Source organism: Haloarcula sp. MBLA0163, assembly GCF_055632435.1.
In genome coordinates this window covers 2,067,812-2,079,854 of record NZ_CM145745.1, presented here as the reverse complement: position 1 = coordinate 2,079,854, position 12,043 = coordinate 2,067,812, and the positions used below count along the sequence as shown (strand labels likewise).

General features: G+C 70.4%; 12 protein-coding genes. 5 read left to right on the top strand and 7 right to left on the bottom strand.

The window, feature by feature from the left end:
- Window positions 1–26 precede the first annotated feature (26 nt).
- The 4 genes from ACV7GQ_RS11120 to purH form a co-directional block, all read right to left on the bottom strand.
- Entirely contained in the window at window positions 27–797 is a 771-nt protein-coding gene (locus tag ACV7GQ_RS11120) for a hypothetical protein (RefSeq protein ID WP_470310309.1), read from the bottom strand.
- Window positions 798–873: 76 nt separating this feature from the next.
- The gene (locus tag ACV7GQ_RS11115; RefSeq protein WP_470310308.1) at window positions 874–1,410 is read right to left on the bottom strand and encodes a hypothetical protein; all 537 of its coding nucleotides are present in this window, start codon (window positions 1,408–1,410) and stop codon (window positions 874–876) included.
- A gap of 37 nt (window positions 1,411–1,447) precedes the next feature.
- Complete coding sequence (locus ACV7GQ_RS11110; protein WP_470310307.1) at window positions 1,448–2,407, bottom strand: formate/nitrite transporter family protein; 960 nt, start codon at window positions 2,405–2,407, stop codon at window positions 1,448–1,450.
- A 69-nt stretch (window positions 2,408–2,476) separates the two neighbouring features.
- Window positions 2,477–4,057, bottom strand: a complete 1,581-nt coding sequence (gene purH / locus ACV7GQ_RS11105) for a bifunctional phosphoribosylaminoimidazolecarboxamide formyltransferase/IMP cyclohydrolase (protein WP_470310306.1) — start codon at window positions 4,055–4,057, stop codon at window positions 2,477–2,479.
- A gap of 139 nt (window positions 4,058–4,196) precedes the next feature.
- Here purH and ACV7GQ_RS11100 point away from each other — a divergent pair, with 139 nt between their 5' ends.
- The 3 genes from ACV7GQ_RS11100 (at window position 4,197) to purB (ending at window position 7,259) form a co-directional block, all read left to right on the top strand.
- A complete protein-coding gene (locus ACV7GQ_RS11100) occupies window positions 4,197–4,745 on the top strand; it encodes a hypothetical protein (protein WP_470310305.1) in 549 nt (182 codons plus the stop codon).
- Window positions 4,746–4,883: 138 nt separating this feature from the next.
- Window positions 4,884–5,831, top strand: coding sequence for a PrsW family intramembrane metalloprotease (locus tag ACV7GQ_RS11095; protein ID WP_470310304.1), 948 nt, complete (start codon window positions 4,884–4,886; stop codon window positions 5,829–5,831).
- A 45-nt stretch (window positions 5,832–5,876) separates the two neighbouring features.
- Window positions 5,877–7,259, top strand: coding sequence for an adenylosuccinate lyase (purB, locus tag ACV7GQ_RS11090; RefSeq protein WP_470310303.1), 1,383 nt, complete (start codon window positions 5,877–5,879; stop codon window positions 7,257–7,259).
- A 24-nt stretch (window positions 7,260–7,283) separates the two neighbouring features.
- Here the strand turns inward: purB and ACV7GQ_RS11085 are convergent, their stop codons facing one another.
- Window positions 7,284–7,511, bottom strand: coding sequence for a HalOD1 output domain-containing protein (locus tag ACV7GQ_RS11085; RefSeq protein WP_470310302.1), 228 nt, complete (start codon window positions 7,509–7,511; stop codon window positions 7,284–7,286).
- 160 nt (window positions 7,512–7,671) lie between these two features.
- Here ACV7GQ_RS11085 and ACV7GQ_RS11080 point away from each other — a divergent pair, with 160 nt between their 5' ends.
- Together ACV7GQ_RS11080 and ACV7GQ_RS11075 are read left to right on the top strand one after the other, a co-directional pair.
- Window positions 7,672–8,982 (top strand): MFS transporter, encoded by a 1,311-nt coding sequence (locus tag ACV7GQ_RS11080; protein ID WP_470310301.1) that lies wholly within the window; start codon window positions 7,672–7,674, stop codon window positions 8,980–8,982.
- A gap of 38 nt (window positions 8,983–9,020) precedes the next feature.
- A complete protein-coding gene (locus ACV7GQ_RS11075) occupies window positions 9,021–9,641 on the top strand; it encodes a phosphoribosyltransferase (protein ID WP_470310300.1) in 621 nt (206 codons plus the stop codon).
- On the opposite strand, the gene ACV7GQ_RS11070 is transcribed toward ACV7GQ_RS11075, so the two are convergent.
- Together ACV7GQ_RS11070 and lysA are read right to left on the bottom strand one after the other, a co-directional pair.
- Window positions 9,633–10,784, bottom strand: a complete 1,152-nt coding sequence (locus tag ACV7GQ_RS11070; RefSeq protein ID WP_470310299.1) for a M20 family metallopeptidase — start codon at window positions 10,782–10,784, stop codon at window positions 9,633–9,635. The two genes, ACV7GQ_RS11075 and ACV7GQ_RS11070, sit on opposite strands and share 9 nt — an antisense overlap.
- Entirely contained in the window at window positions 10,781–12,016 is a 1,236-nt protein-coding gene (lysA, locus tag ACV7GQ_RS11065; protein WP_470310298.1) for a diaminopimelate decarboxylase, read from the bottom strand. The genes ACV7GQ_RS11070 and lysA overlap by 4 nt, the downstream gene beginning before the upstream one ends.
- Window positions 12,017–12,043: the final 27 nt, after the last annotated feature.

Sequence of the window (12,043 nt, the reverse complement as noted above, 5' to 3'; positions counted from 1 at the left end):
GCCGCCGCAGCGTCGCCGGACGGACGCTACTGGCTCTCGCGTTCGCGTCCCTGTACCCACCGGACGACGGCCCCGCTCACCGCGAGGAACGCCACCCCGAGCAACGGCGCGACGTCGACCTCACCGGCCCCACCGGGCCGCTGGGCCGGTTCGTCGGCCGTCTCGGCGTCGCCACTGTCGGCCGCCGTCTCGCTGACCGGGGTATCTCTGGGCGCCCACTCGACGTCCGACCGGTCCTCGGTCCGCCCCCTCGGGCCGGGTTGTTCGGACGTCGCGTCCTCGTCGAGGACGGTACTCGCGACAGAGTCGTCGGGTGCCGTCTCGGAGTCGTCCGGGGCCGGTGTCTCGTCGGCCGCGTCGGCCCCCGCAGCCGCCGGACTCGACCCGGCGGCGGTCGCCCCCTCGTCGGTCGGTCCCGCAGTCGGCCGGCCGACGCTCGTCGAGGGGGGTGGCGTCTCTCCGGTCGGGGGCGTCTCGTCGTCGCCACCGTCGCGGCGGCGGTACCACCAGATGCCGACCGTCGCTATCCCGAGGAGGACCAGCGAGACGCCGACGCCCAGCAGCCCCCACTCTCGGAGTGTCGACGGCTCCGCCTCCTCGCCTCCCGTGTCGGTGCCGGGGCCGCACCTTGTCTCCGCCGTGGCGGCCCGGCCGTCTGCGGGTGCGGTCTCTGGGACCGCCTCGTCGGCCACCGTCGACGCCTCGGCCTCGGCGACGGCGACGCCGGGAACGGCCTCCAGTACCCGCGCGGCGACGCCGGCGTCCACGTCGACTCGGAGAATCGTGTAGTCGCCCATACCGGGACCGACGGCCGGACACGGTTTAAATCCGCGTGCCCACCGTCGGGGCCGCCCGCCGGCCGTGACCGCGCCGCTACGTCTCCGTCTCGACCTCTCGGTCGTCGTCGAGGTCACGCCGCTCGGCCGCCTGCACGGCGTCCGCTCGCGGTATCTCGTCGTGACCGATTGGGTCCGCTTCGGCCTCGTCCAGCAGCGCCTGCAGCTCCGCTTCCAGTTCGGCCTCCGAGAGGTCGCCGTCGACGTACCGCTCGGTGAGCGCGGCCCGGCGGGCTTCGACGGACGGTTCGAACCTGTCCCCCAGCCCCAGCGAGGCGAGCGGCGGCACGGCAGCCTCGACCCGGTGGAAGACGTCGGCCGCGCGCTGGCTCTCGGGCAGGGACGCACGGCTGGCGAGTTCGGACACCAGCGCGGCGAGACAGAGCACGTCGAGACCGGCGAGGACCAGCGTTCCGAGGACCCACGCGGCGACGACACCCAGAATCGGGCCCCCGGTCACGAGCGTCGACAGCGTCGCGACGAGACCCACGATGGCGACGCCGACGGTCCCCAGCGTCGTCAGGACGACGCCGGCGAACAACAGCCAGTGGCGGTTCTCGGCGACCCAGTTCACACACGCACCTAGTCACAGTCGAGTCAAATGGCTTTGGTCATCGGTCCCCGCCGTGCCCGTTGACCGGGACGTAGGAGCGACCTGACTCGGAGAAGGGGCCCAGCACCCACTCCCGAAACGTCAGCTGACGCTTCTGCCCACTCTCCCGGGCCGTCTCCAGGCGGCGCTCGGTGGTCTGGAAGTAGTTGACGACGGTGACCAGCACCACACCGCCGATGGAGTTGCCCAGCAACACGGGGACGACGAACTGCGTGACGCCGACGGCGAGGGCGAGTTCGCCGACGAAGACGAGGTACAGCATCTCCGTGGCGGAGACGACGACGTGGTAGAGGTTCCCGAACGGGATGGCGAGGAACGAGACGTAGACGAGCACCAGCCGCGAGACGCTGTCACGGAGCGAGTAGTCGACCCAGACGACGCCGGCGACGATGAGGCCGGCGAACACCGCCTTCGCGAACAGCGTCCACCACGGCGTCTCGATGGCCTTGTGTGCGAACCCCTCGGCCGCGGTGGCCGCCGCCGGCGAGAGCACGCCGGTCGAGGCCAGCGCGAGCGCGCCGAGCAGACCGCCCGCGAGGTTGGCGAGGAGGACGACCCCCCAGATGCGCATCAGCGCCGGCAGACTCGCGAGGCGCTCCAGCGTCAGCGCCACGGGTGGGAGCGTGTTCTCCGTGTACAGTTGGTAGTCGCCGAGGATGATGAAGACGAACCCGAGCGGGTACAGGAGCGCACTCAGTATGGGGTCGCCGTCGGTCGAGGCGTACAGCGACGCGTACAGCAGGAAGGTGACGGTGATGGCGAACCCGGCCGCCAACCCACTGAACACCAGTTCGCGCGTGCTGGACGAGATCTCCTCGTCCGCCGCGACGACGATGCGTTGGAATATCTCGTCGGCCGAGAAGCGGTCCCGGATGGTGTGCCCACCCGCCGGCGCGCCACTCTGTGAGACGTCGACGGCATCGCGAACGGCGGTCTCTCTGTCTGAGTCGCTCGACATCGTCAGCCGATTCACCGTCGGTCTTGAAGCCCTTTTTGGACCGACTCGGGCGCCGGCGGTCCCCGTCGCTCAGTCGTGCCGGAAGGAGCGCTGCCCGGTCATGACCATCGCCATGTCGTGTTCGTCGGCGGCCGCGACGACGCTCTCGTCGTTCTTCGACCCGCCGGGCTGGATGACCGCCTCGATGCCGGCCTCGGCGGCGTACTCGATGCCGTCCGGGAACGGGAAGAAGGCGTCCGAGGCCATGACCGCGCCGTGGGCGTCCTTCCCCTCGGCGTGCTCCTCGGCCTTCATCGCCGCGAGCCGGACGGCGTCGACGCGGGACACCTGTCCCATGCCGATACCGACCGTTTCGGTGCCCTTCGCGAACAGGATGCCGTTGGACTTGACGTGTTTCAGCGTGTGCCACGCGAACAGCATCGACTCTATCTGCTCGTCTGTCGGCTCCCGCTCGGTGACGACCTCGAGGTCGTCGGCCGTGAGGTGCTGGGTGTCTCGCTCCTGCACCAGTCGGCCGCCGACGAGTGGCTTCTCGGTCAGCGCGTCGGTGACCTCGAAACCGCCGTCGACGTCCAGCACGCGGAGGTTCTCCTTCTGGCAGAGGACGTCCAGCGCGGCGTCGGTGTACCCCGGCGCGACGACGATCTCCTTGAACGAGTCGATTATCTGCTCGGCCGTGGCGGCGTCACACTCGCGGTTGAGGGCCACGATGCCGCCGAAGGCGCTCTGCGGGTCCGTCGAGAGCGCCTTCTCGTAGGCGTCGGCGAGTTCGTCGGCCGTCGCACAGCCGGCGGGGTTGGTGTGTTTGATGACGGCGGCGGCGGGCTCCTCGAACTCCTTGATGAGGTTCAGCGCGCCGTCGGCGTCGTTGTAGTTGTTGTACGACAGCGCCTTCGCGCCCTCGTTCAACTGGTCGGCGTGGACGACGCTGGCCTCGGAGACGGTCGTGTCGGCGTACAACGCGGCGTCCTGGTGGGGGTTCTCCCCGTAGCGAAGGTCGGCCGCCCGGTCGTCGGAGACCAGCCGGCGCGCGGGGAAGGCCCCGCCCTCGTCGCCCTCGACGGCGACCGTCCCGCTCTCCCAGTCGACGTCGACGCGGTCCTCGGCGAACCACTTGACGACGCGGGGATAGGCCGTGAACTCGCCCTCGTAGAGGACGCGCTCTTTCAGGGCGGACTCGTCGTCGTCCTCGAAGACCGGGATGGGCTCCTGCGTGACGATGGGGCCGCCGTCGACCGTCTCGTCGACGACGTGGACCGTACAGCCCGAGACCTTCACGCCCGACTCCAGCACCTGGCGGTGTGCGTCGTCCCCGGCGAAGTTCGGCAGCAGCGAGGGGTGGACGTTCAGCGTCGTCGGCGTGTTCTCCAGGAACGTCTCGCTGAGGATCCGCATGTAGCCGTCCAGCGTCACGAGGTCGAAGTCGTACTCCGAGAGCGCGTCGAGGACCCGCTCTTCGTGGGCCTCGCGGGCCTCCCCCTCGCTGCGCTCGACGACTTCCGTCGGGATGCCGCGTTCGGCGGCGGCCTCCAGCACGGGCGCGTCGGCGTCGTTGGTCAGCACGACGGCGAACTCCGCCCCGCCCGGGGCGCGGTCGGCGATGTTCATGAGGTTCCGGCCACGGTTACTGGCCATACCGGCGAGTTTCATACCTGAGTGGGTGGTGGGGCCGTGCAAAGTAGTTGCGAAACGAACGTTGCGTGTGTGTACACGTCGACCACGAGCGAGACTGTCACACGAGTCACCGCGTGTCGATGTCCCTTTGTAGCCGGCCCGTCCAGTCGCGGGTATGTCGAAGCTTCGGTGTCAGCGAGCTGGGGCCGTCACGGCGCTCGGCGGACTCCTGTGGGTCGTCTGGGCCGTGGCTCTGGGGGTCACCGGACGCGAGAGCGACGGGGTCCTGGCGCTCGTCGTCCTCTCGTCGCTCGGCGTCGTCGCCGGCCACTACGCCGTCGAGAGCTTCCACGGCGCACGCATGAAGCGACCGGGCACCGGCGGGGCGTGGCTGGGCGCGGCCGGCGGCGTCGTCTTCGCGGTCGGCCAGCTGCTCCGGATTCTCACCGGGGCCGGCGAGGTCGTCGTCGGGCTGGGCGTCCTCGCGCTCGTGGGCGGGTCGCTACTGACCAGCGCCGGCCTCGTCAGGACACGCATCCAGCCGCCGTGGCTCGGCGTCCTGCTGGCGGTCGGGACCGTCGCGTTCCTCGGGTTCGAGATCTCGGCGTGGACGGCGCTCCCGTACGGACTGGCGTGGGTCGCGCTCGGACAGGACCTCTACCGGTACGAGCCGCCGGACGGTCGGTTCGGGGACGCGAACGCCGACTACGGCTGGCTGCGATAGCGGGGGTCCGGACGCCCGGGCGGTCCCGACGCAGTCCGGCGACGACCAGCGTGGCCGTGGAGCGACGGGGTCGCGACCGGAGCGGCGGGCAGTCGCCGCGTCGAAAGCCTGAGGTGGCTTCCTCGTGACTTGGCGCACGTGCCCGACCAAGACAGTGACCCGGTCGCGTCGGCGCTCTCCGGGTCGACAGACCTCTACGACATCGCCGAGTGGGAGCCGCGCTCGGCGCTCGACGACTTCTCGGTCAGACTCTACGGTGTACTGCACGCCTCGCGGCGCTGGCTCCTCATCGCCCTCGGCCTCGTCCTGTTCGTCGCCCAGCTGGCCGGGACGGTCCTGCTGGCGATTCGACAGCCGGAGCTCGGTGTGCTGGGGGCGCTGTCGGTCGTCCCCGCGCTGGCCATCGTCGGCTACCTCTGGTACGGCGACCCGACGATGCGCGAACCGCTCGAACCGCTCGCCATCACGTTCGTCCTCGCCATCCTGTTCGCCAGCATCGCCGCGCTGGTCAACACCCTGCTCCAGCCGCTGTTCACCTGGATTCCCGTCGTCGGGATGGCGCTGTTCTTCTTCGTCGTCGTCGGCCCCATCGAGGAGACGGTGAAGTGGCTCGCGATCCGCGTCGGCGGCTACGGCACCATCGACGCCGTCGTCGACGGGGTGGTGTACGGCGCCGTCGCCGGCCTCGGCTTCGCGACCATCGAGAACGCGCTGTACATCTCACAGGGTTACACGCGGGCGGCCAGCGAGAGCGCCGAACCCATCGCGGCGGCGCTCCAGACCGCCACCAGTCGCGCCTTCGTCGGTCCGGGCCACGTGCTGTACTCGTCGTTCGCGGGCTACTACCTCGGACTGGCGAAGTTCAACCCCGACGACGCCGGCCCCATCGTCGTCAAGGGCATCGTCGTCGCGGCGCTCATCCACGCCGTCTACAACACCTCCGTGACGTACCTCCCGCGGCTGGTGCCGTGGAACACGGTCGTCTTCGTCGGCTTCGTGGTCGCCTTCGACGCCGCCGTCGGCTACCTGCTGTACCGGAAGCTCCGGCGGTACCACGACCACTACGAGCGCGCGACCGCCGCGTAGGGCCAGAGCGACACGCTTTTTCGGGCCTCCCTCGGAGGGTCGAGCATGACCGAGAGAGGGCCACTATCCGCCGTGTCGCCGCTCGACGGGCGGTACGCCCGCTACACCGAACCGCTCGTCCCGTACGCCAGCGAGCGGGCGCTGATGCGCGCTCGCGTCGAAGTCGAAGTGGAGTACCTGCTGGCGCTCGCCGACCTCGACGCGACGCCGCTGGAGGTCGACGCCGACCAGCGGGCGACCCTGCGCGCACTCTACGAGGAGTTCGACGACGAGGACGCCGACGTGGTCAAGCGACTGGAGACGGAGGGGTACGGCGAGTACGCCGCGACCAACCACGACGTGAAGGCCATCGAGTACTTCGTCCGGCTGGGGATGCCCGAGGGGCTGGACGCCGACAACTGGATTCACTTCGGCCTCACCAGCGAGGACGTCAACAACCTCGCGCACCGGCTGCTCGTACAACCGGCCGCCGAGGAGGTCCTGGTGCCGGAACTGCGCGAGATTCGGGACGCGCTCGTCGAGATGGCCCACGAGTACGGCGACGTGCCGATGCTGGCCCGCACGCACGGCCAACCGGCGACGCCGACGACGTTCGGCAAGGAGATGGCCGTCTACGCCTCCCGTCTCGGCCGGGCCATCGCGCGGGTCGAACGCGCCGCCGACGACCTCACCGGGAAACTCGCCGGGGCCTCGGGCACCTACGCCGCCCACCACGCGGCCTACCCGGACGTCGACTGGCCGGCGTTCGCCGAGTCGTTCGTCGCCTCGCTCGGGCTGGAGCACGAGCCGCTGACCACGCAGGTCAACCCGTGTGACGACCTCGAGGCCCTGTTCGACGCTCTGCGCGGCGCGAACAACGTCCTGCTGGACATGGACCTCGACATGTGGCTGTACGTCTCGGACCGCTACCTCGGACAGGAGGCCGTCGAGGGCGAGACGGGGTCCTCGACGATGCCCCACAAGGTCAACCCCATCGACTTCGAGAACAGCGAGGGGAACCTCTCGAAGGCCAACTCAGACCTCGTCTTCCTCGGGGACTACGTCACGAACTCCCGCCTGCAGCGCGACCTCTCGGACTCGACGGTCAAGCGCAACATGGGTGCGGCGTTCGCCCACTGTCTGGTCGGCTACGGCAAGTGCCAGAACGGGCTGGCGAAGGTCGTCCCCAACGAGCAGGTGATGCGCGACGACCTCGACGCCACCCCCGAGATAATCGGCGAGGCCGTCCAGACCATCCTCCGCCGCGAGGGCCACGACGACGCCTACGAACAGGTCAAGAAGGCCACGCGGGGCCGCGACGTGTCCATCGAGGACTTCCGCGAGATGTTCGCCGACCTCGACGTGAGCGAGTCGGTGCGGGCGGAACTCGACGCGCTGACGCCGGCGGGGTACACGGGCCTCGCGGCCGAACTGGCCGAGGACGCGTAGGGGGCACTCGCCGGCGGGCCGGGTTCACGCTCGCTCGAGCGGCACGACCGAGACGTCGCCCGCGCTGTCGGCGGTCACCTCGTAACCGCTGTACTCGAAGGTGACGCTGCCGGAGCCTTCGCAGAACAGCGCGTCGAGCGCGTCGCCGTCGATGGTGGGATAGAGCGTCTCCGAGAGGTCCGTCGGGTCGACGCCCTCCGCCTCCGCTACGGCCATCACCACTCTGTTGCTCAGTTGGTCGTCCGAATCCATACCGGCCGGTATCGACTGGGCCTTTGAATCTCTGGTGGCCGTAAGTGTGCCTTACAGGAACAGTTCGCCGCTCGGACAGCGCGTGCGAGGGCGTATGTGCAAGCACAACAGCGACGGGAGAACGCAACGCTCAGGTGGCGTCCGACCCTCGTGCCCGTTGATGGTTCTCGGTACCGACTCCCGCATCCTGACGCTGGCGTTCGCCCGGATGGCCGACGCGCTGGGCAACTCCTTTCTCATCATCGTCCTCCCGCTCTACATCGCCAGCGGGCAGGTGACGCTGGCGGGCATCGTCGGGACCGAACTGTTCGGCTTCGTCCTCCGTCAGGAGACGCTCATCGGGCTGGTGCTCTCGCTGTTCGGTCTGCTGAACTCCTTCGGCCAACCGCTCACCGGACGGTTCTCGGACAGGACTGGCCGCCGTCGCGCGTTCGTCCTCACGGGGCTGGTCCTCTTCGCCGTCGGGAGCGCCGCCTACCCATTCCTCACCTCGTACTGGACGGTGCTGGCGGCCCGGGCGTTCCAGGGCATCGGCGCGGCCTTCACCATCCCCGCCACCATCGCGCTCGTCAACGACTACGCCGAGAGCGACAGCGAGCGGGGTGGGAACTTCGGCGTGTTCAACACCTTCCGCCTCGTCGGCTTCGGGTTCGGCCCCATCGTCGCGGGCGTCGTCATCACCGGCGGCCTCGGCGCGGAGGGCGTCGTCTCCTACATCCTCGGCGGCGTCGCGTTCTCGGGGTTCACCGCCGCGTTCGCCGTCGCCGTCCTCGGGGCCGTCGTCAGTTTCGCGCTGGTCGCCCTCCTCATCGAGGACCCGCCCGTCGCCGAGGACGCCGCCAGCAAGGACCTCTCGCTCGCCGTGTTCGACCCCGACGGCGACGGACTGGACTCGGTGTTCGTCCTCGGCGTCGGCACGTTCATGATGGCGACGACCATCGCCCTGTTCGCGACGCTGGAGGGCCCGATCCGGATGCGACTCGACGAGTCGACGTTCATGTTCAGCGTCCAGTTCGCCGCCGTCGTCATCGCGAACGTCCTCCTGCAGGTACCCATCGGCCGGGCGAGCGACCGGTTCGGCCGCCGGCCGTTCGTCGTCGCCGGGTTCGTCGTCCTCGTCCCGGCGGTCTACGCGCAGGGCATCGTCACCGACCCGTGGCTGATGCTCGGCGCGCGGTTCGTACAGGGTATCGCCGTCGCCCTCGTGTTCGCGCCGTCGCTGGCGCTGGCCGGCGACCTCGCGGGGGCGCGCGGGTCGGGGACGACGCTGTCGGTGCTGACGATGGCCTTCGGCCTCGGCGTCGCCGTCGGCCCCCTCGCGTCCGGCGTGCTGTTCAACCTCGGCGGCTTCAGCACTCCCTTCACCGTCGGCGCGGCGATGGCGCTGTTCGCGCTCGGACTGACATACTGGCAGGTCGAGGAGACGCTGGCCGTGGGCGAGGAGTCGCCGGGGCCCGCACCGCAGGACTGACCGCGAGCGTTAAGCCGGCGACCGTCGTAGCTCCTGACATGTTCGCGGACCGCACGGACGCCGGTGACCGACTCGCCGACGAACTCCGGCGGCAGGGCGCCGAGGCGGACATCGTGCTGGCCATCCCCCGTGGCGGCCTCCCGGTCGCGCGACCCGTCGCTGACGCACTCGCCGTCCCGTTGGACGTCGTCGTCGCCCGCAAGGTGGGCGCGCCGGGGAACCCGGAACTGGCCGTCGCGGCCGTCGCCGACGACGGGACGACGTGGCGCAACGAGTCGCTCATCGGCTCGCTCGACCTGACGACAGAGTACCTGGAGAGCCAGACCGAACACGAACAGCGCGCGGCCAAAGAGAAGTTCGACCGCTACCGCGCCGACCGGCCGCCGCTCGACCTCACGGGCAAGCGCGTACTGGTCGTCGACGACGGCCTCGCGACGGGCGCGACGATGCGGGCCTGCGTCGACCGGGTGAAGGCCGCGGGGGCCGCGAGCGTCGTCGTCGCGGTGCCCGTCGCCTCGCCGGAGACGGCCGACGCCGTCGAACGCGTCACCGACGGCGTCGTCACGCTGGAGGAACCGGCGAACTTCGGCGCCGTCGGGCAGTTCTACCGCGACTTCTCGCAGGTCTCCGACGAGGAAGCGAGAGCCCTGCTAGAGTAGCCGCTCGACCGTCTCGCGGACGGCGCGGGCGGCGGTTCGCACGTCCGAGAGCCTGACGTACTCGCGCTTCGAGTGCGCGACGGCGCCCACGTCGTCGGTGAGGACGCCCGGCCCGAACACGACGGTGGGGGCGTGCTGTGCGAAGTAGGAGGCCTCCGTCGCGGCCTCGAACGGCCTGATGGCCCCGCCGCTGGCCGACTGCAGGGTCCGGACGAGGTCCGCGTCGGCGTCCGTGGCGAACGCCTCCGGGAACGGCGTGTCCGGGCGGATGAGCGCCACGTCGAGGTCCATCGCGTCGGGGAGCCACTGCCGGAGGTGGGCTTCGAGGTCTGTACAGAACCCGTCGCTCGTCTCCGGCGGGACGCTCCGCCGGTCGAAGGTGATGGTGCACTCGGCGGGGACCTGATTGGTCGCCTCGCCCCCCTCCACCATCGACGGCGTCAGGATGGGGCGGCCCAGCGTCTCGTGGTCGTCCGGTCCCTCGGTTTCGTCGTAACTCTCCATCGCCTGCAGGACGGGCGCCGCGGCCCGGATCGCGTTCAGCCCGCTCCCCGGGTCGGCGGCGTGGGCGCTCTCGCCGTGGATGGTGACGGTGCCCTCGAACTGCCCCTTCGCCGCGGTACAGACGTCCAGACCCGTCGGTTCGCCGACGACGTAGCCGTCGGCGGCGATGGTCTCGGCAAGGTGCGCGCCGCCGGTCTGGGTGGTCTCCTCGTCGACGGAGACGGCCAGCGTCATCGCGCCGTCGTCGGGGGTGACGGTGAGGAAGGCGTCCAGCAGCGCCGCGAGGGGCCCCTTCGCGTCACAGGCGCCCCGGCCACAGACCACGTCGCCCTCGCCCGCGTCCGCGCTCCCGTCGACCGCCTCGTCGCCGGGTCGTTCGGCCCGTCGCTCGTAGGGGACGTGCGGCGGGACGGTGTCGATGTGCGTGTTGAGGACCAGATGCGTGTCGGCGTTCGCGGCGGCCTCGTGGTCGGTCGCGCCGCGCGTGGCGACGACGTTGCCGAGGTCGTCGACGTGCGCGGCCACGCCGGCCGCGTCGAGGGTGTCGAGGAGGACCTCGCGCATCTCGTCGACCGACTCGGTGGAGTCCGTCTCGACGGCCCGCCGGTGGAACGCGGCGAGGTCGTAGGCCGAACTCATCGCTCCAGACCGGTCACGTCGTCGAGCGTCTCCCGCTCGCGGACGACGCGGGTCTCGCCGTCCTCGATGGCCACCTCGGCCGGGCGGGGCTGGGAGTGGAACTGGTTGGCCAGTTCGTAGCCGTACGCGCCGGCGTTGCCGATGGCGAGCAGGTCCTCGCGCTCCGGGCGAGCGACCGGGCGGTCCGTACAGAACACGTCGGCGCTCGTACAGCAGGGGCCGCCGACGGAGACGGGTTCGTCGGCCCGGTCGGGCGCGGTGACGTTCCGGATGGGGTGGTACGACCCGAACATCGCGGGGCGGATGAGCGTCGCCAGCGAGGCGTCGACGCCGACGACGGTGGCCGCGGGCGTCTCCTTGACGGTGTTGACCTCGGTGAGGATGAGTTCCGCGTCGGCGACGACGTAGCGGCCGGGTTCGAGTTTCATCTGGGCGTCCAACTCGCCGACGGCCTCGCGGACCTTCTCGCCGACGACCTGCATGTCCAGCGGTTCCTCGTCCTCGCGGTACGGGACGCCGAACCCGCCACCGAAGTCCACGAAGTCGAGCGGGGTGATTTCGGTCTCTATCTGCCGGCCCATGTCCGCCACCTTGCCGATGGCGCGGCAGTGGTCGTCGAGGTCGTCGTGGAGGACGCCGCTCCCGGCGTGGGCGTGGATGCCGACGAGGTCGAACCGCTCGGCGACGTCTGCGGCCACCTCGGGCACCTCTTCGTAGGGGATGCCGAACTTCGCGTCCTTCCCGGTCGCGACCTTCTCGTGGTGGCCCGTGCCGATGCCGGGGTTGACGCGGATGGCGACGCGGCCGTCGTAGCCGCGCGCCTCGAGGCGGTCGAAGGTGTCCCGCGCGCCGCCGGTGACGGTGAGTCCGGGGTTGTCCTCGGCGAGGTCGACGGCGTAGTCGAGGTCGTGGTCCGGCGGATTGACCGCGGTGTACTGGAGCGTGTTCGGGTCCGCGCCGGCTTCGATTGCTCGCTGGAGCTCGCCCCACGCGGCACACTCGATGTCGGCGCCGGTCGCCAGCAGTTTCGAGAGGACGGCGCGGCCGGTGTGGGCCTTCGCGGCGTACATCACGTGGGCGTCGGGGAACGCCGACGCGAACCGCTCGTAGTTCTCGGCGACGCGGTCGACGTCGAGGACGTACAGCGGCGTCCCGTGTTCGGCCGCGAGCCGACCGAGTCGGTCGTGGTCCCAGTCCGCGAGGCGGCGGACGGGCGGCGAGTCGTGACTCATTGGCCGTACAACGGCGACGGCGGCTAA